The sequence below is a fragment of the Pseudomonas sp. KBN10P06128 genome, assembly GCF_037574945.1.
Classification (GTDB): Bacteria; Pseudomonadota; Gammaproteobacteria; order Pseudomonadales; family Pseudomonadaceae; genus Pseudomonas; species Pseudomonas aeruginosa.
Window position 1 is genome coordinate 681,096 of the sequence record NZ_JBBELR010000001.1, and the last position, 25,157, is coordinate 706,252.

The 25,157-nt window shown below is 64.6% G+C and carries 24 protein-coding genes and 1 tRNA gene; 5 read left to right on the forward strand and 20 right to left on the reverse strand.

What is annotated here, in order from left to right:
- The first annotated feature begins 101 nt into the window (after positions 1 to 101).
- Positions 102 to 590 (forward strand): M48 metallopeptidase family protein, encoded by a 489-nt coding sequence (locus tag VQ065_RS03140; protein ID WP_003084971.1) that lies wholly within the window; start codon positions 102 to 104, stop codon positions 588 to 590.
- Positions 591 to 597: 7 nt separating this feature from the next.
- Here VQ065_RS03140 and VQ065_RS03145 read toward each other — a convergent pair whose 3' ends face one another.
- From VQ065_RS03145 to VQ065_RS03155, 3 genes are all read right to left on the reverse strand, one after another.
- Entirely contained in the window at positions 598 to 1,293 is a 696-nt protein-coding gene (locus VQ065_RS03145) for an HAD family hydrolase (protein ID WP_003084972.1), read from the reverse strand.
- Positions 1,294 to 1,421: 128 nt separating this feature from the next.
- Complete coding sequence (locus VQ065_RS03150) at positions 1,422 to 1,775, reverse strand: DUF805 domain-containing protein (protein WP_003084974.1); 354 nt, start codon at positions 1,773 to 1,775, stop codon at positions 1,422 to 1,424.
- A gap of 177 nt (positions 1,776 to 1,952) precedes the next feature.
- Positions 1,953 to 2,864 carry an AraC family transcriptional regulator gene (locus tag VQ065_RS03155; RefSeq protein WP_003084976.1) on the reverse strand — a complete coding sequence of 304 codons (912 nt, stop codon included), beginning with the start codon at positions 2,862 to 2,864 and terminating at the stop codon, positions 1,953 to 1,955.
- Positions 2,865 to 2,981: 117 nt separating this feature from the next.
- Here VQ065_RS03155 and VQ065_RS03160 point away from each other — a divergent pair, with 117 nt between their 5' ends.
- Positions 2,982 to 3,320, forward strand: a complete 339-nt coding sequence (locus tag VQ065_RS03160; protein ID WP_003084980.1) for a carboxymuconolactone decarboxylase family protein — start codon at positions 2,982 to 2,984, stop codon at positions 3,318 to 3,320.
- Here the strand turns inward: VQ065_RS03160 and VQ065_RS03165 are convergent.
- Entirely contained in the window at positions 3,310 to 3,825 is a 516-nt protein-coding gene (locus VQ065_RS03165) for a hypothetical protein (protein WP_014604091.1), read from the reverse strand. The two genes, VQ065_RS03160 and VQ065_RS03165, sit on opposite strands and share 11 nt — an antisense overlap.
- A 187-nt stretch (positions 3,826 to 4,012) precedes the next feature.
- Between VQ065_RS03165 and VQ065_RS03170 the strand changes: the two genes are divergently transcribed.
- Entirely contained in the window at positions 4,013 to 4,171 is a 159-nt protein-coding gene (locus tag VQ065_RS03170) for a YqaE/Pmp3 family membrane protein (RefSeq protein WP_003084988.1), read from the forward strand.
- A gap of 9 nt (positions 4,172 to 4,180) precedes the next feature.
- On the opposite strand, the gene VQ065_RS03175 is transcribed toward VQ065_RS03170, so the two are convergent.
- From VQ065_RS03175 to impA, 5 genes are all read right to left on the reverse strand, one after another.
- Positions 4,181 to 4,639, reverse strand: a complete 459-nt coding sequence (locus VQ065_RS03175) for a DUF6985 domain-containing protein (protein WP_003084991.1) — start codon at positions 4,637 to 4,639, stop codon at positions 4,181 to 4,183.
- A 15-nt stretch (positions 4,640 to 4,654) separates the two neighbouring features.
- Positions 4,655 to 5,125, reverse strand: coding sequence for a hypothetical protein (locus VQ065_RS03180; protein WP_003084993.1), 471 nt, complete (start codon positions 5,123 to 5,125; stop codon positions 4,655 to 4,657).
- Between the two features lie 13 nt (positions 5,126 to 5,138).
- Complete coding sequence (locus tag VQ065_RS03185; RefSeq protein WP_003084996.1) at positions 5,139 to 5,486, reverse strand: SMI1/KNR4 family protein; 348 nt, start codon at positions 5,484 to 5,486, stop codon at positions 5,139 to 5,141.
- Positions 5,476 to 6,090 (reverse strand): DMP19 family protein, encoded by a 615-nt coding sequence (locus VQ065_RS03190; RefSeq protein ID WP_003084998.1) that lies wholly within the window; start codon positions 6,088 to 6,090, stop codon positions 5,476 to 5,478. Before VQ065_RS03190 ends, VQ065_RS03185 begins: the two co-directional genes overlap by 11 nt.
- Positions 6,091 to 6,280: 190 nt before the next feature.
- A complete protein-coding gene (gene impA / locus VQ065_RS03195; protein ID WP_031629533.1) occupies positions 6,281 to 9,052 on the reverse strand; it encodes an ImpA family metalloprotease in 2,772 nt (923 codons plus the stop codon).
- A 99-nt stretch (positions 9,053 to 9,151) separates the two neighbouring features.
- Here impA and VQ065_RS03200 point away from each other — a divergent pair, with 99 nt between their 5' ends.
- Positions 9,152 to 9,295: a hypothetical protein gene (locus VQ065_RS03200; RefSeq protein ID WP_003085001.1), complete on the forward strand. Its 144-nt coding sequence runs from the start codon at positions 9,152 to 9,154 to the stop codon at positions 9,293 to 9,295.
- Between the two features lie 325 nt (positions 9,296 to 9,620).
- Here VQ065_RS03200 and VQ065_RS03205 read toward each other — a convergent pair whose 3' ends face one another.
- The 10 genes from VQ065_RS03205 to rpsU form a co-directional block, all read right to left on the reverse strand.
- Positions 9,621 to 9,956 (reverse strand): nuclease-related domain-containing protein, encoded by a 336-nt coding sequence (locus tag VQ065_RS03205; protein WP_003085003.1) that lies wholly within the window; start codon positions 9,954 to 9,956, stop codon positions 9,621 to 9,623.
- Between the two features lie 92 nt (positions 9,957 to 10,048).
- The gene (locus VQ065_RS03210; RefSeq protein ID WP_003085005.1) at positions 10,049 to 11,170 is read right to left on the reverse strand and encodes a Fic family protein; all 1,122 of its coding nucleotides are present in this window, start codon (positions 11,168 to 11,170) and stop codon (positions 10,049 to 10,051) included.
- Between the two features lie 258 nt (positions 11,171 to 11,428).
- The gene (locus tag VQ065_RS03215) at positions 11,429 to 11,548 is read right to left on the reverse strand and encodes a hypothetical protein (protein ID WP_003085007.1); all 120 of its coding nucleotides are present in this window, start codon (positions 11,546 to 11,548) and stop codon (positions 11,429 to 11,431) included.
- Between the two features lie 171 nt (positions 11,549 to 11,719).
- Positions 11,720 to 11,796, reverse strand: a tRNA-Ile gene (locus VQ065_RS03220).
- Between the two features lie 97 nt (positions 11,797 to 11,893).
- Positions 11,894 to 13,579, reverse strand: coding sequence for a group II intron reverse transcriptase/maturase (gene ltrA / locus VQ065_RS03225; protein ID WP_003099598.1), 1,686 nt, complete (start codon positions 13,577 to 13,579; stop codon positions 11,894 to 11,896).
- Between the two features lie 1,080 nt (positions 13,580 to 14,659).
- Positions 14,660 to 18,397, reverse strand: a complete 3,738-nt coding sequence (locus tag VQ065_RS03230) for a bifunctional diguanylate cyclase/phosphodiesterase (protein ID WP_003085029.1) — start codon at positions 18,395 to 18,397, stop codon at positions 14,660 to 14,662.
- 106 nt (positions 18,398 to 18,503) lie between these two features.
- Positions 18,504 to 20,357 carry an RNA polymerase sigma factor RpoD gene (rpoD, locus tag VQ065_RS03235; RefSeq protein ID WP_003085035.1) on the reverse strand — a complete coding sequence of 618 codons (1,854 nt, stop codon included), beginning with the start codon at positions 20,355 to 20,357 and terminating at the stop codon, positions 18,504 to 18,506.
- Between the two features lie 79 nt (positions 20,358 to 20,436).
- Positions 20,437 to 22,431: a DNA primase gene (dnaG, locus tag VQ065_RS03240; protein ID WP_003085039.1), complete on the reverse strand. Its 1,995-nt coding sequence runs from the start codon at positions 22,429 to 22,431 to the stop codon at positions 20,437 to 20,439.
- An 82-nt stretch (positions 22,432 to 22,513) separates the two neighbouring features.
- Positions 22,514 to 22,963, reverse strand: coding sequence for a GatB/YqeY domain-containing protein (locus tag VQ065_RS03245; protein ID WP_003085042.1), 450 nt, complete (start codon positions 22,961 to 22,963; stop codon positions 22,514 to 22,516).
- 69 nt (positions 22,964 to 23,032) lie between these two features.
- Complete coding sequence (gene rpsU, locus VQ065_RS03250) at positions 23,033 to 23,248, reverse strand: 30S ribosomal protein S21 (protein WP_003085057.1); 216 nt, start codon at positions 23,246 to 23,248, stop codon at positions 23,033 to 23,035.
- Between the two features lie 200 nt (positions 23,249 to 23,448).
- On the opposite strand from rpsU, the gene tsaD reads away from it, so the two are divergent.
- On the forward strand, positions 23,449 to 24,474 hold the full coding sequence (tsaD, locus tag VQ065_RS03255; protein WP_003085059.1) for a tRNA (adenosine(37)-N6)-threonylcarbamoyltransferase complex transferase subunit TsaD: 1,026 nt from the start codon (positions 23,449 to 23,451) through the stop codon (positions 24,472 to 24,474).
- 78 nt (positions 24,475 to 24,552) lie between these two features.
- Here tsaD and plsY read toward each other — a convergent pair whose 3' ends face one another.
- A complete protein-coding gene (gene plsY, locus VQ065_RS03260) occupies positions 24,553 to 25,122 on the reverse strand; it encodes a glycerol-3-phosphate 1-O-acyltransferase PlsY (RefSeq protein WP_003085061.1) in 570 nt (189 codons plus the stop codon).
- Positions 25,123 to 25,157: the final 35 nt, after the last annotated feature.

The window sequence follows — 25,157 nt, forward strand, 5'->3', positions numbered from 1 at the left end:
GCTCATCGGAAACGGCGCGCATCTTACCCGAAGCGGCGGTCGGCCGCCGGAGCTCCCGACGCGGTACACTGGGCGTTTTCCGCGAACCGCCGGACCCGTGCATGATCCCCCTCAAGTACCTCCAGGCCTATCCCGCATCGCTGCAGGACCAGGTCCGCCAGCTGATCGCCGAGAACCGCCTGGGCGAGTACCTCGAGCGCCGCTACCCGGGGCGTCACGATGTGCAGAGTGACAAGGCGCTGTACGCCTACACCATGAACCTCAAGCAGGAACACCTGCGCAACGCGCCGGGCCTGGACAAGGTGCTCTACGACAACAAGCTCGACGTGGTCCAGCGTGCCCTCGGCCTGCACACCGCGATCTCGCGGGTGCAGGGCGGCAAGCTCAAGGCGAAGAAGGAAATCCGCGTGGCTTCCCTGTTCAAGGACGCCGCCCCGGAGTTCCTGCGGATGATCGTCGTCCACGAACTCGCCCACCTGAAGGAAAGCGAGCACAACAAGGCGTTCTACCAGCTCTGCCAGTACATGTTGCCGGACTATCACCAGTTGGAGTTCGACCTGCGGGTGTACCTGACCTGGAAGAGTCTCTGACGCCCGGTTACGGCGTTCCCAGCGCCACTCGGCTCTCGCGGCGCAGGCGCGCCACGGTCTCCGGCAGTTCGCGCATGTGCTCGACGATGGCGATGGCGCCCAGCTCGCGCAGTACCTCGGCGTGCCCGGCGGGAATGTGCCCGGCGCCGACGAAGCCGATCACCCGCATCCCCGCGGCGAGGGCGGCGCGGGTGCCGGTGCTGCTGTCTTCCACCACCAGGCAACGCTCGGGGGCGACGCCGAGCAGGCTGGCGGCGTGCAGGTAGACGTCGGGTGCGGGCTTGGGCAGGGCGACCATATCGGCGCTGGCCAGGCGTTCGCCGATCAGTTCGCTGAGCCCGGCGCGCGCCAGCGAGCGCTCCAGGCTGTGGCGGCGGCTGTTGGAGGCCACCGCGACGGGCAGGTCCAGGGCCAGCAGCGCCTCGCGTGCGCCGGGAATGGGTTGGACCTGGGCGACCATCTCCTCGCTGCGCTGGCGCACCTCGCGGTTGAAGCTGTCGGGGATGCGCAGGCCGAAGTGCTTCTCGACGCGATCGAGGATGTCGCGGCTGGTCAGGCCGAAGGTGCCTTCCAGCAGGCGCTGCAGCTCCTCCAGCGGCGCGTAGGCGCTGAGCGCCTCGTACATCACGCGCTCGGCGATGACCTCGCTGTCGACCAGGACGCCGTCGCAGTCGGAAATCAGTGCGTCGATGGGGTGGGGCATGGGCTACCTCGCTGCGGGCGTTGGCGCAGGGCGCCGGAGTGGGAGCGAGGCATTCTAACCCCGGTCAGGGGCGGGAAGGGAAACAGGGAGAGGGAGAACGCCGGGCCGTGCGGCCCGGCGGGAAGGAATCAGGCGATGCCCTTCGGGTTCTGGCCGTACTGGTTCTGGCCGGCGTCGCTGTCCTTGGCCAGCAGGTAGATCAGGTACAGGCCGACGATCGGGATCAGCGCGATCAGCATCCACCAGCCGCTCTTGTTGATGTCGTGCAGACGCCGGGCGGTGACGCCCAGGGCCGGCAGCAGCACGGCGAGCGAGTAGAGATTGGCGATCGGCAGGAGCTTTTCACTGATCAGGCCGAGCACGACGCTCAGCGCGACGGAGATGATGATGTTCACCAGGGTGAACATCCAGTATTCCTTGCGACGGGCACGCCCGTTGAAGTCGAAGTAGTGTTCCTTCACGCATTTCAGAAACCATTCCATGTTTGCCTCCTGGGCGTACTGGTAAAGCGGGAGAGTGGGTGCCGCGACAAGTACCCCCGCGCCTCCTTGCCGGGAAAGCACAGTGTAGCCGTACTGTCAGTGAATTCGTACAGGATGTTGCGAAAATCATTCACATTGCATAGCAGCGGATCGCCGAAATGTGCGCCGGTAGCGCTTTCAGCGAGCGGAGTCGGCCTGGCGGCGGAAACGGCCCGGCGATTCGCCGAAGGCCTGGCGGAAATTGCGGGAAAACGCCGCCTCCGACTGGTAGCCGGTCTCGGCGGCGATATCCAGCAGGCTCTTCTGCGTTTGTCGCAGCAGGCCGCGGGCCTTTTCCATGCGGATGCGGGTCAGCAGGTTCCACGGCGAGGTCCCGCCGAGGGCGGAGAAGGCGCGGACGAAACTGGCCCGCGACATCGCCGCCTGCTGGGCAAGCTGTTCCAGGGTCCAGGCATGCTCCGGGCGTTCCAGCATGGCCCGCAGGGCTCGTCCCAGGCGGGCGTCGCCCAGCAGGCCGAACAGGCCGTCGCCCAGCGGTTGGCGGTCCAGGTAGGCGCGCAGGGCCAGGGCGAACAGCGCGGTGGCCAGCGCGTCGATGATCGAGCGGGCGCCGCTGCGGGTGCTCTCGGCTTCCTCGCGCATCAACCCGATCAGCGCGCGCAGGGGCTGCTGGGTCGACTCGTCCATATGCACCAGCAGGCGCTCGGGGAGCGCGCCGAACAGGCTGGCACCGGCGTGGTAGCGGTAGCTGCCGCAAAGCATGTCGAGGGCCTCGCCGGGGCCGTTCAACTGGTACAGCGGGATGCTGCCGCGGCGCTCCACGGTGGGTTCGCAGGGTTGCGCCGGGCTGTCGCTGCGCAGGAGGTGCGGGGTGCCGCGTGGCAACAGGATCAGGTCGCCGGGATGCAGGTCGAGGCGAGCGCCATCGAGGAATTCGCAATAGCAGGTGCCGGCCATGACGATATGGAAGGTCGCCTCGCCGGGCACCGCTTGCGGGTGCTCCAGCGCCCAGCTGCCCTGTAGCTGGCAGCGCTGGTCGAGGCGGCCCTGCAGGTTGGCGAGCTGGATGAGCCGGTCGAGTGGGTCCATGGGATGAGCCGATCAGGTCGAAAGTAGAGACGCATGGGCAGGCGGCGCGGTCCAGACTGGTCGAGACTGGTAACCCGACGCGCCACTCCCGGCGCGAAAGCAACGGAGAATATCACCATGCTGAACAACTGGACCGAGTTCGTCCCCGCCGTGAAAAAAGCCTTCGGTGCCCTGGGCAAGCAACACCCGAAGATGCTCGCCGCCTATGGCGCGCTGGAGGAAGCCAGCGCCGAGGGCGCCCTGGATGCCAAGACCCGCGAACTGATCTCCATCGCCGTGGCTATTACCACCCGTTGCGACGGTTGCATCGGCGTGCACACCGAGGCCGCGCTGAAGGCCGGCGCCAGCGAGGCGGAAATCGCCCAGACCCTGGCTACCGCCATCTCCCTGAATGCCGGCGCCGCCTATGTCTATTCGCTGCGCGCGCTGGAAGCCTACGACCAGTTCAAAAAGTGAGGCCGTACAGGCGCTGCAGGTAGAACAGCAACCCCAGCCAGGCCACCAGGGCCAGCCAGCCCAGCCCCAGCAGGCCCTTGCGCAGCAGCGTCGAGGGCCTGCCGTGGAGCAGGTCGACCAGGCTCAGCACGCCGCCGAGCAGCAGCAGGCCGAGCAGCGCCTGGGTGTACTGGGCGAAACTCGGCGACAACGCCTCGTCGCCGTGGGCGGCATAGTTGTACAGGTTCCAGGCGCAGAACAGCGTCGCCGGCAGCAGCGCCAGCAGCGCGCCGAGCCAGCGCCCGCGGACATGCAGGAGGAAGCCCGCGAGCAGGCCGACCAGCCCGGTACCCAGCGGTAGCAGCGCCAGGCCCTGGCTGAGGTAGACCAGGTCGACGCCGTCGGCGAGCGCCATCGGGGTGACGAAACGGTAGCTGCCGCTGGCGCAGAGCAGCACCGAAAGCAGCAACAGGGCGTAGCCCGGCAGGTACGGCCAGAAGGCGGGACGCGGGGGCAGGTCGGACATGGATGTTCCTTGCGGGTTGTCCGCTCGCATGAGCGTAGGCTCAAGCGTACCGCTGCGCGTGACAGGCGGCGAGTACCGTTGCGGTTGAACCCTCCGCGAATGGCGGGAGTCAGTCATAGGGTGACGCGAAAAAACGCCGGCTCACGCGCCGGACACCGTATCGACCCTGGACCAAGGAGTTCCGTTCATGGACCTGATCCGCATCCTCATCGCCATCCTCCTGCCGCCGCTGGGCGTGTTCCTGCAAGTCGGCTTCGGCGGCGCCTTCTGGCTGAACATCCTGCTCACCCTGCTCGGCTACATCCCGGGCATCGTCCACGCGGTGTACATCATCGCCAAGCGTTGAGGCCCCTGCTCAGGCGTAGTTCCATGGTTCCTTCACGGTGAAGTCCCGCCACGGGTCTTCGCCGTGGAAGGGGCCGACATAGAGCACCTCGCCGCCCCGGACGATCCATTCCATACCGTGTTCGCGGTCCCATTCGCAGTTCAGCGACAGGTGGATCACCGCTTCGTCGCCCTGTTCCGGGTCGGGCACGATCAGCTCGCCCGGCTCGATCCGTTCCAGCACCCCGCGCGCCGGCGCGACTTCCTCCGCAGACTCGCCCAGCCGCTCCAGGCGCGCGGCGCGGTAGCGCAGGCTGGCGGCACAAAGCCGCTCGACCACGGCGTCATCCAGTTCGTCGAGGGCTCGGGCGCAGCGCCAGGCGTAGGCGTCGTCGGCCTCGTTCTCGATGAACAGGCTGATGTAGCGCCGGTACAGGCGCCAATACACTTCGCCCATGTTCGCATCGTCCAGGTTGCGGATCAGTTCCATGCGTGGTCTCCCTGTTCAGCAGCGTTCGGTGAGGGCGATGCCACGGCCGTCGCCGAAGCCATCGTGTACGTGCAGCCACAGCGGGATCGGCCAGGCCCAGCCGCCGGCCTTCCACCAGCACTCGGCGAACCAGGCTTGCAGCGTATCGGCGAGCAGGTCGACGCCGCCGAAGCCGTCGGCGAAATAGGCTTCGTCGAAATCCGGGGCATGTCCCAGGCCGAGCGCCAGGTCCAGCGCCTTGCCGGGAAACAGGCGCGGGTCGCTGGCGTCCACCCGGTTGCTGGCGCCATTCAGGTACAACCACGCTTCCGCTGCGTCGCGTCCGTCCTCGCCGAGGAACAGTTGGATCTCGCCGTCGCGCAGTCCTTCCTCCAAGGGTTGCCGGAGCAGCTCGCGCAGGTGCTGGATCACGCCCGGCGCGGCGCGTTGCAGGTCGCGGCGGTAGCGCTCGCGGAATTGTTCGGGGCTGAGGCCGAAAGGAATCATGGGCGTTTCTCCGTCATTCGGGCAGGCAGGGCCCGGCTTCCAGCCAGGCCTCCAGGCTGGGTGCCAGGGGTTCGAAGCAGTCCGGCGTCATCGCGCCATGGTCGACCAGGAACAGCGCCTGCCAGTGGTCGTCCAGGGCCATCACCACGGCGCGGCCGCCGCTGTCGTCGCCTATGGCCAGGTAACCGGGGCAGTAGAGAGAGGTTTCGAAGGCCCGGTTGCGTTCCAGCAACTCGTCGGCGGCGTAGAGCAGCAGGTCCGGCTCGACGAGGCGGCCGCCGTGCTGCTCCAGAGCGGCGACGAAGGCAGCCGGCAGCGGTTGTCCGAGCCAGGCCTCTAGGGCATCCAATTCAGGCTTCATCGGGCTCGTCCAGGGCGAACAATGCATGGTGGCGGGCATGGGCCAGCAGGCGTTCGCCCAGCGCGTCGGCCAGGGCGTAGAAGCGCGTGTCCAGCGCATCCAGGGCCGCTTCGCAGTCGCGGTCGGGTTCATCGGCCCAGGTCGGCATGCGCAACTGGCGTTCGGCCTGGGAGACTGGCACCGGACCGTCGCCGAACAGCAGGGCGGCGGCTCGCTCCAGCAGGGCCAGGGCGTCCTCCGCCTCCAACTCGCGAAGACCCGCGCGCGCCGCCTGGTACTGGTCGCCGGAGGAGTTGCCGAAGTACTGGTCGAAGCCGCCGTTGTGCACTTCGCCGCTGAGCACGCTCACTGCGTAGTAGCTCCGTTCGGCCGGCGACAGCCCGGCGAATCCCTCGCGGCCATCGTAGACGCGATTCACCAGCGCGCTCCAGTACAGCGCCTGCGGACTCGCCAGGTAGCGCCGTCGCTCCGTGTGGAAACGCTTGCCATCCTCGATGTTCTGCCGGTAGCCGCCCTTGCAGGGCATGCACAGTCCGTCGTTCCTCGCCGCCGTGGTCGGCAGGATGAGATGGCCGCAGGCGCGGCAGGGAAGGCGGTCGGTCATGAGCGGTCCTTGCTGGTGGAAGGGGCTCATTATTGCGCAGGATCGTTCAGCTTGAACGACAGTTTGGCTTGCCAGCCTGGCACGGCATTGCCCGCTGGCATGGCCGACCCTCTCTCCCGTCGGGGAGAGGGGCATGAGGACCGGCGCGGAGCGAGAAGCATCACCCCGCGCCAGCCCCCTCAGCTACGACTCACGGAAACGGCCACGCCGGCGACCCCTGGCTCATGTCCAGAAGCTTCACCGTGCTGTATTCGTTGGTCCGGTTGTTGGCATAGAAGAACGCCGGCTGCTCGGCGAAACCGTAGGCCGCCACCTGCGCCTGCGCGGCTGCCGAGGTACGGATGCCCCATAGCGCGAAGGTTGGCCGCTGGTCGCGCTGGGTCAGCCAGGACAGGCCGAGCAACAGGTTGTCGTTGCCGTCCGTGCTGCTGGCATCGCCGCTGTTTCCCGGGCGCTGGGCGTAGGTGCCGTAGCCGAGAGCGGCCTTGTTGGCGTCCCAGTCGGACTTGTCCACCTGGCGCTGGTGCAGGTAGAGCAGGGTCCAGATGTCCCAACCCTGCAGCGGATCGTTCTTCAGGTCGGCCCAGTAGTGCACCCACTGGGTATAGAAGGCCATTCGCTCGCCGTTCAGCGCGTAGGTGCCCGGGTCTTCCCACAGGCGCTTGTATACGCCTGCCAGCGGATCGGCCTCGGCGCGTCCGGCGACGATCAGGTTGTAGGCGTTGCGGTAGTTGACCCGCGTATCGTCGAGGTTCTGCCCGAACTCGCGGAGCACGCGCCAGTCCTTGTGCAACGGGAATATCTGGTTGGAGATTTCGCCCGAGCGCCCGCCGTAGACCTTCAGTCGATTCACTTGCAGGTTGTGGCCCAGCTCATGGCTTTCGCCCCAGCCACGCGGGTTCAGGCCCCAGGTCTGGTCGTAGGGGTTGCCGCTGCAACCGCCGCCGCACTGGGCGTACTGGTCGACGTTGATGTGCTGGGTGCCGGGCAGCTTGTGCAGGGTCTCGCTGTCGCAGTCCCAGCCGCGCACCGCGCATTCCTGCTGGATTGCCGGAGTCTTCGCCTGGTTGGGAATGGCGAAGCCGGCCAGGGTGTAGGCGTCGTCGATGAACACCTCGTTCAACTCACGGATGAAGCGCTGGACGTCGCCGCCATAGTCCTTGTCGATCGAGCCACGGACCTTCTCGACCTTGGCGTGGACCTCCACCGAGCCGCTGCGGATCTCCAGCCAGTCGGCCTTGTCGGCGTCCAGCGCCTGGATGAAGTCGGCAATCGCCTGGCTGCTGTCCTCGCCCGGCTGGATGTCGAGGAACGGCTGGCTGGCCGCGCCGGTTACCTTGACGGTTACCGTCTGTCCCGGCGTGGCGCCGCTGTAGACCAGTTGCAACAGGCCGCCGTAGGGCGATACCAGCGCCACCGACTGGTTTGCCTGGAGCTTGATGTCCGGGCTCTTGAGGAAGCGCGGGCGGTCATACTGGCGGGTATTCCACAGCCGCGTCGAGCCGATGCGCTGGGTGTTCAGGCCGACCGCCAGGCTGGCCTGGCCAGCGTCTTCGATGCGAATGCTCAGGCGCTTGCCCGGCGCCGCCATGCGGCCGATGGCGGTGAAGCCCTGGGCCGACGGCAAGGTGAGGGTCAGGGTTTCCTCCGAGCCCGATACCGGCATCGACTGTTGGCGCTGGCCGGCGTAGCTGCCCAGTTCCTTCTGCGCCGCGCCGGCCTCGCGCACGTAGCCGACGATGGCGTCGGCGACGAAGGTTTCCTGGAAGCGCGCCGTGTCGGCGGCCTTGTCCATCGGGTAGCGGATGTTCTGCCGCACCGCGTCGGCCCACAGCAGCCAGAGCCGCAGCGAGGTGGTGCCGGGCAGGGCGAAGAGGTTCTGCGCCTTCTGGTTGTAGGCGTCGAGGGCGCCTTTCAATACATCGACGCGCTTGCTGAAGTCGCTCAGTCCCGGCACGTCGTCGCAGGTGGTGCGACCGACGTAGGAGGTGCATTTCGACCAGTCGTAGTCCGTGCGCCAGCTACCGTCGACGATCTGCTGCACCAGCGCCGGGTCCTGGCCATAGGCGCCGCCCAACTCGACCGAACGCGTCCGGGTGCGGCTGGATGGCACCCTGTCCTTGTCCCAGTAGTTGCCGCCGTAGGGGCCTTCCTGCAGGCCCAGGCCGGCGAGGATCTGCTGGCCGGTGCTGCTCTGGTTCCAGCCATTGGTGTGCACGAAGAGGATCGGCAGCCCGGCCTGTAGCCGTGCGCGCACCGTGGCGCTCAGGCTAGCGGCGCTGGCGCCGTTGCCCAGTACCAGCAATTTGCTGGCGCTGGCGCAACTGGCGTCGGTCAGCGCGTTGCAGGCGGCGTCCGCCGGTTGCAGGCCGGCGCTCTTCAGGCCGTTGAGGGCGGCGGTCTTGTCCACCCCGACCACGCTGACCTTGAAGTCCTTCGCAGTGGCCGCGCCCGGGTCGCCGTTCACCAGCCACTGCACCGCCCGCTTCAGCAGCGGCGCGTGGGCGGCATTGGCCCCGCTCAGTTGGGTGAGCACGTTGGTGCCATAGGCCAGCCCGCGGCCGCCGGCCTCCAGGCTCAGGCTGGCGAGCACGCGGCCCTTGTCGCCGATGAGGAAGGGCAGGGTGTTGTCCGGGTTGGCCGGCAGGACCCACATGCTGGCGGCGCCAGGATCATAGGCTTGGCTGAGGTTCTGGTAGAGACCGTCGAGCAACTGCGTGCGGGTCTGGCGGATGCGCTCGACCTGCTGCTGCAGGCGGAGGGCGACCAGGTGGCTGTCGGTCAGTTGCGAGGAATCCCCGCTGACCAGTGCCGCATCGAGGATTTCTTCCTGGGTGGCCGCCTGGGCGGACAGCGCGCCAGCCAGGCAGAAACCGGCCAGCAACGCTCGGTGGCGAGGGATGGGTGAGCGACTCATGTTCTCTCCTTGCAGTGAGGGAAATGCAGTGGTGGACAAGCTCACAACTGGCGCTATCGGCCCGTGGAGGGCGGCATATTGTTATGGGTGCGCCGGGTATCGCGTCGAACAGGGAATGGGCCTCGGACAATGCCGGAAATACGCATGGGCGATCCGCTGCATCGAACGAGTCAAGGCGAGAGGAGCATGTTGGGAAAGGCGGAAAAACTATCTGTTCTGGTTGTTTTTGAACTGCGTCTGATTATTTGGATTTTATTTTTACCGATTGTTCGAAGCGCTCTGGAATAGGCGCTCCAGCGTTTCCTGTGACGAAACGATCCAGACTTTGGTTAGGGTCTTGGAAAATACCGAGGATGTATTTCCAGAGCTGTCGATCGAGTTGGAAGTTACAGTTTCATGAAGGTTTAAGTGCTTCGAAGTTACCGCGTTGGCGATGGAGTCGATATCGTCCGGTAGTGCCTTCGGAAGTGCCTGATAAGTGCCTTCCCACGCTCAGGCGGCGAGCAGAGCGCCACGTCCATCGGATTCCGCTCCGCCAGCGCCAGTTCGCCTTCGCCGAAACTTGCGCTGCTGCCGCCGACACCCTGCGATTGATCGCGCAGTGGCGGGCGATTCATGCCAAAGCCTGTGACCTGCAGCACGGCTCGCCGGTGCAACGGTAGAGACCTATCGGCAGGTGCTGGAAACCTGCCGTTTCCAGCATGAAGATGCCGTAGGGTGAGAGAAATACGTGGTCGATCTGTGTCGTGCCGTCCGGCGTGTTCAGGGTGACGTTGTGCAGGCGGCGGTAGGTTTGCCTGTCCAGCTGCCAATGGGCGAACAGGCGCACCAGCAGTTCACCGATCTGCCCCTTGGCCCAAGGCGATTTGAGCAGGCCGATCAGCAGGGCTGCCGGGATAAACCAGGTCAGCATGCCCCAGACCTGGGCGACTATCGGGCTGTAATCCACTTTCTTCCTTGAGCCGAGCTGCTTAATGGAGAGGCGACCATTGTCCTATGGCGCGATGACGCATCAAGGGCTGATGAGCCAGGTGCAGGCGCTCAGCGTGCTATCTGGTAACGGGTGCTACGCCCTCCGCCGGGCAGTCGCTCGATGCAGCCCTTTTCCAGCAGGTCGCTCAGGTGGCGGGTCGCGGTGGCTTTGGAAACCTTGGCCACAGCTTGGTATTGCGCCGCACTGATGCCGTCCTCGAACCCCCTTTCGCCGCCATCGAGCAGGCGGTTAAGCACTTTGATCTGCTCCGCCGATAGCGTTTGGCTGCGATGTGCCTGCCAGAAGCGCGCCTTGACCAGCACGCGGTCTATACGGGCAAGGGCTTGCTCCAGGCTCTTGAGCAAGGTTTCGAGAAACCACTGCAGCCACTTGGTGATATCCAGCCCGCCTTTCTGACTGGCTTCTAGGATGCGGTAATAGCCGGCGCGGTCGTCGAGGATGCTCGCAGACATGGCGTAGAAGCGAATGGCTTGCTGCTCGCCCTGAGCCAATGCCAGATCGGTGATAGCGCGGGTGAGACGACCGTTGCCGTCGTCGAAGGGGTGCAGGGTCACGAACCAGAAATGTGCGATACCAGCGCGCAGAAACGGGTCGAGGCTGGCATCGCTGCGGCTGCTTTCGAACCAGGCGAGAAAGTCCGCCAGTTGCGCTTCCAACCTTGCGCGGGGAGGGGCTTCGAAATATACGGTAGGGCGGTCTATCCGACCCGAAACTACCTGCATGGGCTCTTCGCCGCGCAGTGCACCGATGTGTAGTGGTCGAGCCAGAAGTTGGTCATCGGTGGGGAATAACCAACTGTGCCAGGTGAACAGTCGCTGTTCGTCTAGCGGCTCTTGATGTGCGTGGGTGGCATCGAGCAGCAGTTCCGCCAGGCCTTCGGAGCGAGAGGTGGTTCGACCTTCTTCGTGCAATCCCAGTCGCCGTGCCAGTGATGAGCGCACCGAACCGACATTCAGTTGCTCTCCCTCAATGGCTGAAGAGGTGACGATGTTCTGCAGCATGGCATCCAGGCTGCTCTGCACTTCGGTGTCACTCCCCACGGCACCGAGCATTCCTAACAAACGACCCTGAGCCTGGCTACAGGAGCGCAGCAGTGGTGCAAGCGCTTCGGCTTGCCAGTTGAACTGCGGCCAGTCGGGCTGCTGCCAGATCCAGAGTGGGTCGTTCATAAGGGATATTCATGAGCTGATTAGAGAGCCTATTCGGCTCATTTTGTGAGCCGATAATGCCAGCTATTCGGCTCACTGTCTAATTCTCAAGCTGGGTTGATAGCTTGATGAGCATGCCTGTTCAGGGTGACTGAGTCAGCTAAAGCGCCTGTTTCAGCACTTCAGAAACCTTGTGGATAGAGGTCGGCCGTACCCCTTGGGCATCGATAAAATTTGATGCAGGGACATGTAGCTCTCGGGCTACAAAATGGGGGCAGGTCACATGCGCTCGGAGCCGCAGTGCTGGATGTACACGCCGCGTACCATCTCGTCTTCGGTGCGGCGTGCCCAGTCTTCGGCGTCGCGCTTGGTGCGGAAGGTTTTTCGTTGGTCGGCCAATCCGTTTTGCGGACCACGGGAAGGGGGGGGCGATTGTTGCCATCAGATAAGGACTCCAAAGGCAGACTGGCGAACCAGTACTGTACCGATTTTGTACCTTTTGGCCATGGAGCCGTTTATGAGGCCACTACCCTAGAAAGCGCAAAGCCGCGCAATGCGCGGCTTTGAAGGTGGTGGGCCCACACGGACTCGAACCGTGGACCAAAGGATTATGAGTCCTCTGCTCTAACCGACTGAGCTATAGGCCCCCAGAGTCGGGTGGGGATGGGCCATTGCTGGCCCATCCCCCCCTAAGAACCGTACGTGCGCCTTTCAACGCATACGGCTCAAGCCTTTCAAAGCCCCCTAACGGGCCGGCTTGCTTACTGTCAGACCACGAGCATGGAGTTGCTGGTGGCAAGCGGGGTGCAATAGTACCCGGTTCTCCAGGGAGTCTCCACCGCCTTGTGAGCGATAGAGGATGTGGTGGTCGTGCCACCCGGTTTCCCTGGTTATCGGTTGGTTGCAGAGCGAGCAGAGCCCCTTCTGGGAGAGGTATAGGTTTCTGATCTGAGTTCGGTACTTCAGCTTTTTCAACATCCGTTCCGTTCGCAGTTTTTCACCTATTGCTTCCATGGCTGGATCGTAGGGGTTGTATTCCCCACTCACCTTCCTATGTCGCTCAATCGGCGTGCTCGCCAGCGAGTACAGCGCGACCTCCCGTTTCTTACCGTTGCTTTCCAGCACCGTGGTAGCGAACACCCAAGTCTTGTCCCCGTGAATCCGGAAATATCGCCTCCTGATCCAATCCAGTGACTTGTTCGGGTGCCGCCGTTTCGCCCAACGCCAGAGCTTGAGAAACACTCTGTTGTCCATGCGGCTGAACGTTTGCTTGGCAACCACTGGCTGGTGATACAGCGCCCAGCCGCGCAGAATCGGATTCAGCGTTCGGATCAAGTCCTCTTGCCTTGCCGTCCTGCTGGTTTCGATGACCTCCTTCACCTTGCCGTAGAACGCTTTCGCGTTCTTCTGGCTGGGTTTGATCAGAAGCTTCCCGTTGTACTTGCGGAAGTTCCAACCGAGGAAGTCGAAGCCCTGATCTATGTGGGCGATCCGCGTTTTCTCCAGAGAGAGCTGCAGCCCGCGTACCGCCAGGAACTGCTCTACCCAGGGTTTGACTTCTTTCTCCAGTACCTCGGGAGAGACACCGGTGATGACGAAGTCGTCCGCATAGCGCACCACATTGAGTTTCAGCTTCTTCGCCCTTGTCACGCCCAGGTGTCGCTTGAGCTGTGATTCCAGGCCATCGAGCACCATGTTTGCCAAAGTAGGCGAGATGATTCCGCCTTGAGGTGTTCCAGCATCCGTTGCCTGGAGCTGGCCTTTGTGGATCACGCCGGCCTTCAACCATTTCCGGAGGATCACCTTGTCCGTGGGGACATGGTTCAGTAGCCAGTCATGATTGATGTGGTCAAAACACCCTTGTATGTCCGCCTCCAGTATCCATTGGGCCGAAGCCTTTCCGGATAGGCAAACGAACAACTGGGACATTGCATCCGCCGTGGATCGCTCGATCCTGAAGCCATAGCTGTTCGGATCGCCGGTGGTTTCTGCAATGGGCGACAGAGCGAGCAGGTAGAGTGCCTGCATTGCCCTGTCAGTCATGGTCGGGATACCCAGGGGGCGCTCCTTTCCGTTCGACTTCGGGATGAACACTCGCCGTAGAGGCCGAGGTTGGTACCCGCGCCTTTTCAACCCTTGTGCCGCTTTCCACTTGGTGTCAGGCGTATCCCAGAGCACGCGGTCGACTCCCGCCGTGCGCTTGCCCTGGTTTTCAGTGACTCTCCGTACAGCCAGGTACCTGGCCGACGTCGAGCGGGTCAGCATCCGTTGTAGGGCCTTCACCCTGCGCCATTTGCCTTCCCGACAAGCCTTCGCAATCCGTACCTGCATTCCCCGGACATTCCGCTGGACCCGACACCAGTCGATGTCGTGCCACTGCTGCGGAGCGCCGGAAAGCGCAGACCCGGCCGATGGGCTGAGTTCTTTCATGCTGCTTTCCTCTCATGATGGTTAGTCCACCCGAGCGGAAGGCGCACGCCGGTCCCTGACGGGATGCGCGCACCCCGCCAAGGTTGGTTTGTGTGGGCTCGATGTTGCTGAGCCCTGGGTTCATTGAGACAGGTTCAATCAGAGTTCTTGCGACGAAAGACCACGCAGAAGTCTGCCCGGTTTCCCGTGGGGTGATGTTCCAACCCCTATCCAGACGATTACAGCCTGGCGTTCGCTTTCTCTGCGATCCCATACCCGCACCGCCAACAGTTCGCCTTACGGCTCCCCTGCCCCGAGGGCGGCGATACGGGCTTACCACGTTCCCTGACTGTCACACGACTGGGTTAGGACCTGCCTTTTCACCGGTGGTCTGAAGGCGACGTATCTCCACGACCTACGGAGATAACCGACCACGTACCTTTTGGTTCGAGCCTGTCAGCAGCTTTGGCTCGTCAATCCTTACGGTGTTTATCAGCAGTTCACCTAGGTTGCCCGTACCAGTCAGCCTAGCGCCTTGGGTCGGTGCTACTCCGACCCTCTGCGGTTCACCTCACGGTGAATTCGCACCCTCGCGGGGGCTACGTTGTCGGGAAAGCTTCGCACCCTGCCGTTACCAGCAACGCACGTTTCCCTAGGCTACCGTTGGTCGCACAACGAGTCCGCTGCCACTCCATACAAGCAGTGGTTGGACAATGACAGACAAAGCTTTCGCTCATGTCTCCTTTGGGGAAGGGAGAACAGGGACGACCTGCTGGCCGCCAGTTCCTGATTTATTACCTCCTGTTTCAAATTACGCAGGAGGTGACCCCAGCGGGGATCGACTCTCCCGCAGGGGTTGGTTTTAGGATGCGCTCCAAGACCGGTGTTCTGGTCCTGCGGTCGTGCTGCCGAGAGCTCAACGACCTTGGGTTTTTATTGCCACCGCCGCTGCGGCAAGTCCTTGAAGGCAAAAGACTTCTGGGCGAGTTTTGGTTCCCGGGGATGGATACCCAAGCGTTCGATTTCCTTGCGGAAATCCCCCAAGCTGACCCTACAGCTTGGAGACGGAGACACGCCACGCGTGTCGCACAGGTCGGCGGATTATACCGGCGCTTCTCGGGGAGCGCCAATCGGCTGGCGCGGTTTGAGGAATTTGCTGGCGAACAGCTCGGCCGGCAGCGGCGGGCTGAGGACGAAGCCCTGGATCTGCTCGCAGCCTTCGTGGGTGAGGAAGCTCTGCTGACCTTCGGTTTCCACGCCTTCGGCGATCACCGTGAGCTGCATGCTGCGGCCGAGGGCGATGATGGCGCGGGTGATGGCGGCATCGTGGGGATCGTCGGGAAGGCCGCGGATGAACGACTTGTCGATCTTCAGGATGTCCAGCGGCAGGCGCTTGAGGTAGCTGAGCGAGGAGTAGCCGGTGCCGAAGTCGTCGATCGCCAGCTGTACGCCGAGACGCTTGAGGCCGTGGAGGACGGCGAGGGCCTCCTCGGTCTGGTTCATGATGAAGCTCTCGGTGATTTCCAGTTGCAGCCGCGACGGTTCCAGGCCGGACTGCTCCAGCAGTTGCTCGAGGCGTTCGATCAGTTGCGGCTGGCCGAGCTGGGCGCCGGCGAGGTTGACCGACAGCGGGCCGAACGGTGCGTGCAGCTTTTGCCATTCGCCCATCTGCTGGCAGGCGTGTTCCAGCACCCAGTCGCCGAGGGGCAGGATCAGGCCGCAATCCTCGGCGAGGGGGATGAAGCGCTCCGGGGAAATTTCCCCGAACAGCGGATGGTACCAGCGCACCAGCGCCTCGGCGCCGACCAGCAAGCCGCTCTCCAGGCTCAGCTTGGGTTGGTAGTAGAGCTGCAACTCGTCGCGCTCGAGGGCGCGGCGCAGTTCGGTTTCCAGCGCCATGCGCTCGGTGGCCAGGTAGGTCAGTTCGCGGGTGTAGTACTCGATGCGGCTGCGGCCCCGCGACTTGGCGCGGTACATGGCGGCGTCGGCGTTCTTCACCAGGGTCGGGGCGTCGTCGCCGTCCTTGGGGAACAGGGCGATGCCGACGCTGGCGCTGACGAAGAATTCATGACCGTCGGCCTGGAACGGCGCGGTGAAGGCATTCAGCAGCTTGCGCGCGACGTGCTCGGCGTCGCTTTCCTGGTGCAGGCCTGGGAGCAGGATGATGAATTCGTCGCCCCCCAGGCGGGCCACGGTATCGACGTCGCGCAACTGGTCGCGCAGGCGTTCGGCGATGGCCTTGAGCAGCAGGTCGCCGATGGGATGGCCGAGGCTGTCGTTGATGTGCTTGAAGCGGTCCAGGTCGATGAACAGCACGGCGCCGGGACGACTCTCTTCGCGGGCCTCGTCGAGGGCGTGATTGAGCCGGCTCTCGAACAGCAGGCGATTGGGCAGGCCGGTGAGCGGATCGTGGTGGGCCTGGTAGTCGAGCCGGGCCTGGGCGTACTTGAGGGTGGAGATATCGGCGAAGACGCCGACGAAGTGGGTGATCTCGCCCTGCGGATTGTGTACCGCGCTGATGGTCAGCCATTCGGGGTACAGCTCGCCGGTCTTGCGTCGGTTCCAGATCTCGCCCTGCCAGTGCCCGTCGCGCTCCAGCTGGTTCCACATGGCGAGGTAGAAGCTGGAGTCGTGTTGTCCGGAGGAGAGCAGGCTGGGCGAGCGTCCCAGCGCCTCCTGCTCGCTGTAGCCGGTGATCTCGCTGAAGGCGCGGTTGACCGCGGTGATGCGTTGGCGGGTATCGGTGATCATCACGCCTTCGGCGGTGCTTTCGAAGACGGTGGCGGCCTGCTGCAGCTTCTCCTGCATGAGCTGGCGCTCGGTGATATCGCGGGCGATGGTCAGCACGCAGTCCTCGCCATCGATGCTGATCCGGTGGGCGGACATCTCGCACTGGCGGATGCCACCGTTGCGGTCCCGTACAGGGGCGGTGAAGCCCTGGGTCAGGGTGTGGTGGCGTACCAGCGAGATCAGGCGCTTGCGGTCCTCGGTGTCGACCCACAGGCCGAGTTCGAGCGTGGAGCGGGAGATGACCTCGTCGCGGCGGTAGCCGGTGAGACGGGTGAAGCCTTCGTTCACGTCGATCAGCGTGCCGTCTTCGAGGCGGCTGATCAGCAGACCGTCGGGGTAGGCATGGAAGGCGTTGGCGAACTTCTCCTCGGAGATCCGCAGCAGTTCCTGGGTCTCCACCAGGTGGGTGATGTCGCGGATCACCACCACCAGCGCCGGGGTCTGGTCGAGGACCACGTGCTGGGCGCTGAGCAGCGCGCTGAAGGTACTGCCATTGCGGCGCCGCAGGGGCACCTCGAGGTTGGTCAGGTTGCCGTGGCCGAGCTTTTCCAGAACCTGCGGGCCCAGGCCGGGGAGTGCCCAGATGCCCAGTTCGGTGGCGGTCTTGCCGATGGCGTCGTCGGCGGCGATGCCGATCTGCTGCTCGAAGGTGTTGTTCACCGCGAGGAAGCGGCCGTCGGCGCCATTGGCCAGTACCACCATGTCCGGACAGTGGTGGAACACCGAAGCGAACTTCTGTTCGGACAGGCGCATGGCCTGCTCGGTGAGCTTGGCCTCGGTGATGTCGATCATCAGACCGCGCAGGAGCAGGTCCCGGCCTTGCGTGATCGGGGTGACCAGATCGCGAATCCAGACTACCCGGCCGTCGGCGGCGAGCATCCGGTAGTCGAAGCTGTGGTCGCGTCCGGCCTGGCTTTCGCTCATGCAGTAGTGGATGGCGTACTCGGCGTCCATGGGGTGCAGGGTCCGCTGCCAGAAGCCCGGCTGCAGCCATTCGCCGAGGGGATAGCCGAGCAGGCGTTCGGCGTGGGGCGAGACGTAGGTGAAGCGGTTCTTCTCGAGGCGCATTTCCCAGGCGATGGCATTCAGGCTTTCCACCAGTCCCCGGTAGTGCTGTTCGCTGTCGCGCAGTTCGCGCTCCAATTGCCGCCGGCGACTCACCTCGCGGCGCAGGCGGCGGTTCATGGCCAGCAGTATGGCGACCGAGACCAGGATCAGCAGGACGATGGGAAGGCCGTAGGTCGCCATCTCGCGCCAGGCCGGACGTCGGTCGAGCAGGCCGCCGACCCAGGGGGCCTGGAGTCGCTCGATCTCCTCGGCGCTGAGGTCGGCGAGGACCTTGTCGACGATTCCGGCGAGGATCGGTTGTCCGCGCGGCACGGCCATCGCCAGTTGGTAGCGGTATGGCGTCTCGCCGCTGATCTCCAGGCCGTTGAGCTTGAGCTGGCGGAGGTTCCATACGCTGGAGGCGAAGTCGCCGACGAAGGCGTCGGCCTGGCCGGTGGCCAGCGCCTGCAGGGCTGCCGCTACCGAAGGCAGCGGCAGCAGGGTGAGGTCGGGATGCTGGGCGATCAGCAGTTCGTGAGGAGCATAGTGGTCGACCACCGCGACCTTGAGTCCGTAGAGCTCGTCGATGCGCTTCGGCATCGGGCCGTTCTTGCGTGCCAGGATGATGATCGGGAAGTCCAGGTAGGGCCGGGTGAAGCTCAGATACTCCTGGCGCTCCGGGGTAGCCATGATGCCGGGCAGCAGGTCCAGCCGACCGTCCTTGGCCTGCTCCAGGACCTGCGTCCAGGTCTTCGGTTCGACAGGCGTCAGGCTGACGCCCAGGCGTTCCTGCAGCAGGCTGACGTAGCCGGCGGCGAGTCCCTGGTAGCGGCCCTGTTCGTCGCGGAACTCGAATGGCGGCCAGGAGGTGTCCACGCCCAGGCGGATGCTCGGGTGCTCGGCCAGCCAGGCCCGTTCCTCGGGCGTGAGCGTGAGGGCGCCGGCCAGCCCCGGCCAGCAGCAGGCCAGACACAGGAGAAGCACGGCCTGCAGACGCTGCATGAGGCGGTCTCGCGGTGGACGGGAATATAAGCGGAAGTGTAGACGCCGGGCGGCGGGGCAAGCGGCAAAGAAAAACCCCCGGTTTTTCAGGCCGGGGGTTCGTTCGTCACTCGTCGAGGAAGGAGCGCAGGTGCTCGCTTCGCGACGGATGGCGCAGCTTGCGCAACGCCTTGGCTTCGATCTGGCGGATCCGCTCGCGGGTCACATCGAACTGCTTGCCGACTTCCTCGAGGGTGTGGTCGGTGTTCATGTCGATGCCGAAGCGCATGCGCAGCACCTTGGCTTCCCGGGCAGTGAGGCCGGCGAGGACTTCGCGGGTGGATTCCTTGAGGCTCTCGCTGGTCGCCATCTCGATCGGCGACTGCATGGTGGAGTCCTCGATGAAATCGCCCAGGTGCGAATCTTCGTCGTCACCGATCGGGGTTTCCATGGAGATCGGCTCTTTGGCGATCTTCAGTACCTTGCGGATCTTGTCCTCAGGCATGTCCATGCGCTCGCCAAGCTCTTCCGGGGTGGGCTCGCGACCCATTTCCTGGAGCATCTGGCGGGAGATGCGGTTGAGCTTGTTGATCGTCTCGATCATGTGCACCGGGATGCGGATGGTGCGTGCCTGGTCGGCGATCGAACGGGTGATCGCCTGGCGAATCCACCAGGTGGCGTAGGTGGAGAACTTGTAGCCACGACGGTATTCGAACTTGTCCACCGCCTTCATCAGGCCGATGTTGCCTTCCTGGATCAGGTCGAGGAATTGCAGGCCGCGGTTGGTGTACTTCTTGGCGATGGAAATCACCAGGCGCAGGTTGGCCTCGACCATTTCCTTCTTCGCCCGGCGAGCCTTGGCTTCGCCGATCGACATCGCGCGGTTGATTTCCTTGATCTCGGCGACGGTCAGCTCGACCTCGCTTTCCAGGGCCGCCAGCTTCTGCTGGTTGCGCAGGATGTCGTCGCGCAGGCGCTCGATGGCCTCGGCGTACTTCGGCTTGCTCTTCAGGACGCTGTCGACCCACTTCTCGTCGGTCTCGTGGTTCGGGAACAGGCGCAGGAAGTCGGCACGCGGCATGCGCGCGTCACGCACGCAGAGCTGCATGATGGCGCGTTCCTGGGCGCGCACGCCTTCCAGGGCGGAGCGCACGCGGGCGACCAGGGCGTCGAACTGCTTGGGCACCAGCTTGATCGGCATGAACAGCTCGGCCAGGCCGGTGAGTTCGGCGGTGGCCTGCTTGCTGCCGCGACCGTGCTTCTTCAGGGCCTTCTTGGCCTTGTCGAGCTGCTCGGAGACCGCGGTGAAACGCAGGCGGGCTTCTTCCGGATCCGGACCGCCGTCGCCTTCGTCGTCGCTGTCGCTGCTGTCGTCGCTTTCTTCTTCCTCGTCGTCCTTCTCTTTCGAGTCGGCGGAATCGTCCTTCAGGTTGACCGGCTCCACCTCTTCGGCGGGCAGGCTGCCGTCATCGGGATCGATATAGCCGCTGAGGACGTCGGAGAGGCGACCGCCTTCGGCGACGATGCGATTGTAGTCGGCCAGGATGCTGTCCACCGTGCCCGGGAACTGGGCGATGGCGCTCATCACTTCGCGGATGCCTTCCTCGATGCGCTTGGCGATTTCGATCTCGCCTTCGCGGGTCAGCAGTTCCACGGTACCCATTTCACGCATGTACATGCGCACCGGGTCGGTGGTGCGACCGATGTCGCTTTCCACCGCGGCCAGGGCCGCTGCGGCTTCTTCCGCTGCGGCTTCGTCGGTATCCGCCTCGGCCAGCAACAGGGCATCCGCATCCGGGGCTGTCTCGAATACGTTGATCCCCATGTCGTTGATCATGCGGATGATGTCTTCCACCTGTTCCGGATCGGAAATATCCTCCGGCAGGTGGTCGTTGACCTCCGCGTAAGTCAGGTATCCCTGCTCACGGCCTCGGGCGATCAACTCTTTCAGACGAGATTGCTGTTGCGCTTTTCCGGACATAACACCCTATCCACTGAAGGTCTTGGCGGGCAAAAAATAAGCAGAGGATTATACCTGATGCCTGGGCTGAGGCGCCAGTTCAGCTCTGGGAAGGCGATGAAGCGGCAACACTGTAGTGCTCTCTGAGCAAGGCTTTCTCTTCATCGGTCAGTTCACTGTAGCTCTTCTGCATGACGCTGCGTAAACGCTCCTCCCGCTCGCCGAAACGCTGGCTCTCGGAGAGTTTAGTAATGGTGTCGAAGAACTGCTTTTCAAGGTTCTCCTGGACGATCAGCCACTCCTTCTCGCCCAGGGCCTGCAGCAGGCGGCCCTGGGGCGTGCCGTGCCAGCGCGCGATGAGTTGCATCGAGCTCTGCCGCGGGTTCTTCTGCAGGGCTTCCAGCAGGGACACCAGCAACTGGGCGTAGGTATCCTGCTCCCTGGCGAGGGTGCCCGCATCGTCGACCTTCAAGGCCAACTGCGGATGATGCAGCAAGGTGCGCAGGGCGTTGAGGGTGGTGGACTCCACGCTTACCGGCGTTCGTTGCGGAGCCTTGAAGTCGCCGCGGCCGCCTTTGTCCCACTTCTTCTTGCCATCCCACTTCTTGCCGTCCCAGGGCTTCTTGTCCTTGTTCCAGCTCTTGCGCGGTTGCGCCTCGCCATAGCCTGGCGCAGCGTCGAACGGCGCATGGGAGGGCTCGTTCTCGTAGTAGGCGCTGGCGGCGAAATAGTCGTCGCCGTCCAAGGTGCCGCTCGCTCCGTGATCCATGGACGACGGCGGCGGGCTGTGGTGCGCCAGTTGTCCGATGTTTTCGCCGGACAGGCCGGTGATTTCCGACAGACGTTGCCGCATCAGCAGGCGCAGGTTGTTCCCGGGAATCTTCTCCAGCAGCGGCGCGGCGAGGGTCGCCAGGTGGGCCTTGCCTTCCAGGGTGGCGGGGTCGGCCTCGAGCATCAGTTGCTGGAAGAAGTACTCCGCCAGCGGCTGGGCCTGCTGGGTGATGCGTGCGCGGAAGGCATCCTCGCCCTCGGCGCGTACCAGGCTGTCCGGGTCCTCCCCCTCGGGGAGGAACAGGAAGCGCACGCGCTTGCCGTCCTGCAGGTTCGGCAGCACCGACTCCAGGGCGCGCCAGGCCGCCTTGCGGCCGGCCTGGTCGCCGTCGAAACAGAACAGGATGCTCGGCACCAGGCGGAACAGGCGCTTGATGTGTTCCTCGCTGGTCGCCGTGCCGAGGGTCGCCACCGCGTTGCGGATGCCTTGCTGGGCCAGGGCGATGACATCCATGTAGCCCTCGACCACCATGATCTCGTCGAGGTCGCGATTCTTCTGCCGGGCCTCGTAGAGTCCGTAGAGTTCCTGGCCCTTGTGGAAGACCGGAGTCTCCGGGGAGTTCAGGTACTTCGGCTTGTCGTCGCCGAGCACCCGGCCGCCGAAGGCGATGATCCGCCCCCGGCTGTCGCGGATCGGGAACATCACGCGATCGCGGAAGCGGTCGTAGCGCTTGCCGGTGTCGCTGTTCTCCACCAGCAGGCCGGCGTCGAGCATGGCCTTGAGTTGCAGGTTGTCGCCACCCAGGTGCTTGAGCAGGTTGTCCCAGCCGGGCGGGGCGAAGCCGAGGCCGAAGTCGCGGGCGATCTCGCCGGTCAGGCCGCGGCCCTTCAGGTAGTTCACCGCGGCCTTGCGCGCCGGGTGGCTTTTCAGCGCCTGCTTGTAGAACTCGGCGGCGGCGCTGAGCAGCGGATAGAGCGGCGAGTCGGTCGGCTGGCGCGGCGTGTGCCCGCGTCCGCCGCGTTCCTCGCGCGGCACGTCCATGCCGGCACGCTTGGCCAGTTCCTCGACCGCCTGGGGGAACTCCAGCTGGTCGTGGTCCATGACGAAGCCGAGCGCGTTGCCGCCGGCGCCGCAGCCGAAGCAGTAGTAGAACTGCTTGTCCGGGCTGACGGTGAACGAGGGAGTCTTTTCCTTGTGGAACGGGCAGCAGGCGCTGTAGTTCTTGCCGGTTTTCTTCAGCTGGATGCGCGAACTCACCACCTCGACGATGTCGGTGCGGTTCAGCAGGTCATCGATGAAGCTTTGCGGTATCAGGCCGGCCATGGTGTTCTCGAAAACGACGGCGCGTGGGCGCAGAGCGGCAGCATAGCAATTATCGCCGGGCCGATCAGGCCGGCGCGGTGTTTCAGGAGGAGAGGCGCGCCTTCAGGCGCTGGCTGACCTGTGCCATGTCGACGCGACCCTGGACCTGTGGTCGCAGCAGGTTCATCGCCTTGCCCATGTCCTGCGGACCCTGGGCGCCGCTGTCGACGATGCTGCGCTCGATCAGGGCGTCGATCTCGTGGTCGTCCAGGGGCTTGGGCATGAAGTCCTGGAGCACGAGGATCTCGGCGGCCTCGACCTCGGCGAGGTCCTGGCGGCCGGCGTCGCTGAACTGGCGCTGGGCGTCGCGGCGCTGCTTGATCATCCGGTCGAGGATCAGCAGGGCTCGGGCGTCATCCACCTCGATGCGTTCGTCGACTTCGACGCGCTTGATGTCCGCGAGGGCCAGGCGCAACGTGGTCAGCCGCGGCTTGTCCTGGGCGCGCATGGCGACCTTGACGGCGTCGAGGAGGCGGGATTTGATTTCGCTCATGGCGGAAAGCCGAAAGCCCGGCCGAGGCCGGGCTGAGGCACGATCACTGACGCGTGGGCGTCGAGTGGATCAGTACAGGCGCTCGCGACGGCGCTGTTCGCGCTGTACTTTCTTCGCGTGGCGCTTCACTGCGGCAGCGGCCTTGCGCTTGCGCTCGGCAGTGGGCTTCTCGTAGAACTCGCGGCTGCGAACTTCAGCCAGTACACCTGCTTTTTCGCAGGAGCGCTTGAAACGACGCAGGGCTACGTCGAAGGGTTCGTTCTCTTTTACTTTGACGGCTGGCATCCAGGTCGTACCTTCACTGATTACCGGGGGTTGAACGTACTCCGGCAAGGTGGCGCGGATACGTCGGTTTTCAAGGGTTGCGGATATTAACGGTTCGGCCGGAGGAATGCAAAGCCTCCGATCGAAAAACACTGGTCTGGCGCAAAGCCGCCGATTATCATGCGCGGCTTCGTATTTGCCAAGCTCTAAGGCTCAAGCCCATGCGCGTGCTGGGACTGGAAACGTCCTGCGACGAAACCGGCGTCGCCCTTTACGACAGCGAACGCGGCCTGCTGGCCGACGCGCTGTTCAGTCAGATCGACCTCCATCGCGTCTACGGCGGCGTCGTACCCGAGCTGGCCTCGCGCGACCACGTCAAGCGCATGCTGCCGCTGATCCGCCAGGTGCTCGACGAGTCCGGCTGCACGCCGGCGGATATCGACGCGATCGCCTATACCGCCGGTCCCGGCCTGGTCGGCGCCCTGCTGGTGGGGGCTTCCTGTGCCCAGGCGATGGCCTTCGCCTGGGGCGTGCCGGCGGTCGGCGTGCACCACATGGAAGGGCACCTGCTGGCGCCGATGCTGGAAGAGCAGCCACCGCGGTTCCCGTTCGTCGCCTTGCTGGTTTCCGGCGGTCACACCCAGTTGGTGCGGGTGGACGGCATCGGTCGCTACCAGTTGCTTGGCGAATCGGTGGACGATGCCGCCGGCGAAGCCTTCGACAAGACCGCCAAGCTGATCGGCCTGGGCTATCCCGGCGGTCCGGAAATCGCCCGCCTGGCGGAGTTCGGCACTCCTGGCCGCTTCGTGTTCCCGCGGCCGATGACCGATCGCCCCGGCCTGGACTTCAGCTTCAGTGGGCTCAAGACCTTTACCCTGAACACCTGGCAGCGTTGCGTCGAGGCCGGCGACGACAGCGAGCAGACCCGCTGCGACATCGCCCTGGCGTTCCAGACCGCGGTGGTCGAGACCCTGCTGATCAAGTGCCGTCGCGCCTTGAAGCAGACCGGCCTGAAGAACCTGGTGATCGCCGGCGGTGTCAGCGCCAACCAGGCGCTGCGCAGCGGCCTGGAAAAGATGCTCGGCGAAATGAAGGGGCAGGTGTTCTACGCCCGCCCGCGCTTCTGCACCGACAATGGCGCGATGATCGCCTACGCCGGCTGCCAGCGCCTGCTCGCCGGCCAGCATGACGGCCCGGCGATCAGCGTCCAGCCGCGCTGGCCGATGGAGTCGCTGCCGGCGGTCTGAGTGGCTGCCAGGTCGCAGTCAGGCAGGTGTCGATGACGCAGCTGGGCCAGACTGCATGAAGTTTTTTCCTTTTATGGATTAGAAATGCCGTTCGCGGCCGGCGAACAGATCGCGTAAGTTGGCGCGGTGCCGCCAGACGATCAGGCCGGTCAGCACGGTCATCGGCAGCAGCGCTCCGGGCTGCTGCCAGGCCAGCAACGGCAGGGTCAGCGGGGTGGCCACCAGCGAGGCGAGCGAGCTGGTGCGCGACAGCTTGAAGGTCAGCAGCCAGGCCGCTGCGGCCAGCAGTACGGCCGGCGGATAGAGGCCGAGGAGCATGCCCGCGGCGGTGGCGACACCCTTGCCGCCGCGGAAGTTGAAGTACAGCGGATACAGGTGGCCGATCACTGCGGCGATGCCGACCCAGGCCTCCTCCATCACGCCGAGCCCCAGCCAGCGGGCGACCAGCACCGGCAACAGGCCTTTGCCGACGTCGCCGAGCAGGGTCAGGATGGCGAGTTTCTTCCCGGCGACGCGCAGCATGTTGGTCGCGCCGGGGTTGCCGGAACCGCTGGCGCGCGGGTCCTGGGTGCCGAACCAGCGGCTGAGCAGGACGGCGAAGGAGAGGGAACCGAGCAGGTAGGCGAGGATCGCCAGTAGCCAGACCATGGATTCCACCGAGGACGAGGATGTCCTCGATTCTA

Bases quoted from the DNA above. Each gene is read 5' to 3' on its own strand.
- VQ065_RS03140 (WP_003084971.1), top strand. From the start codon at position 102: ATGATCCCCCTCAAGTACCTCCAGGCCTATCCCGCATCGCTGCAGGAC.
- VQ065_RS03145 (WP_003084972.1), bottom strand. From the start codon at position 1,293: ATGCCCCACCCCATCGACGCACTGATTTCCGACTGCGACGGCGTCCTG.
- VQ065_RS03150 (WP_003084974.1), bottom strand. From the start codon at position 1,775: ATGGAATGGTTTCTGAAATGCGTGAAGGAACACTACTTCGACTTCAAC.
- VQ065_RS03155 (WP_003084976.1), bottom strand. From the start codon at position 2,864: ATGGACCCACTCGACCGGCTCATCCAGCTCGCCAACCTGCAGGGCCGC.
- VQ065_RS03160 (WP_003084980.1), top strand. From the start codon at position 2,982: ATGCTGAACAACTGGACCGAGTTCGTCCCCGCCGTGAAAAAAGCCTTC.
- VQ065_RS03165 (WP_014604091.1), bottom strand. From the start codon at position 3,825: ATGTCCGACCTGCCCCCGCGTCCCGCCTTCTGGCCGTACCTGCCGGGC.
- VQ065_RS03170 (WP_003084988.1), top strand. From the start codon at position 4,013: ATGGACCTGATCCGCATCCTCATCGCCATCCTCCTGCCGCCGCTGGGC.
- VQ065_RS03175 (WP_003084991.1), bottom strand. From the start codon at position 4,639: ATGGAACTGATCCGCAACCTGGACGATGCGAACATGGGCGAAGTGTAT.
- VQ065_RS03180 (WP_003084993.1), bottom strand. From the start codon at position 5,125: ATGATTCCTTTCGGCCTCAGCCCCGAACAATTCCGCGAGCGCTACCGC.
- VQ065_RS03185 (WP_003084996.1), bottom strand. From the start codon at position 5,486: ATGAAGCCTGAATTGGATGCCCTAGAGGCCTGGCTCGGACAACCGCTG.
- VQ065_RS03190 (WP_003084998.1), bottom strand. From the start codon at position 6,090: ATGACCGACCGCCTTCCCTGCCGCGCCTGCGGCCATCTCATCCTGCCG.
- VQ065_RS03200 (WP_003085001.1), top strand. From the start codon at position 9,152: ATGGGCGATCCGCTGCATCGAACGAGTCAAGGCGAGAGGAGCATGTTG.
- VQ065_RS03210 (WP_003085005.1), bottom strand. From the start codon at position 11,170: ATGAACGACCCACTCTGGATCTGGCAGCAGCCCGACTGGCCGCAGTTC.
- ltrA (WP_003099598.1), bottom strand. From the start codon at position 13,579: ATGAAAGAACTCAGCCCATCGGCCGGGTCTGCGCTTTCCGGCGCTCCG.
- VQ065_RS03230 (WP_003085029.1), bottom strand. From the start codon at position 18,397: ATGCAGCGTCTGCAGGCCGTGCTTCTCCTGTGTCTGGCCTGCTGCTGG.
- rpoD (WP_003085035.1), bottom strand. From the start codon at position 20,357: ATGTCCGGAAAAGCGCAACAGCAATCTCGTCTGAAAGAGTTGATCGCC.
- dnaG (WP_003085039.1), bottom strand. From the start codon at position 22,431: ATGGCCGGCCTGATACCGCAAAGCTTCATCGATGACCTGCTGAACCGC.
- VQ065_RS03245 (WP_003085042.1), bottom strand. From the start codon at position 22,963: ATGAGCGAAATCAAATCCCGCCTCCTCGACGCCGTCAAGGTCGCCATG.
- rpsU (WP_003085057.1), bottom strand. From the start codon at position 23,248: ATGCCAGCCGTCAAAGTAAAAGAGAACGAACCCTTCGACGTAGCCCTG.
- tsaD (WP_003085059.1), top strand. From the start codon at position 23,449: ATGCGCGTGCTGGGACTGGAAACGTCCTGCGACGAAACCGGCGTCGCC.
- plsY (WP_003085061.1), bottom strand. From the start codon at position 25,122: ATGGTCTGGCTACTGGCGATCCTCGCCTACCTGCTCGGTTCCCTCTCC.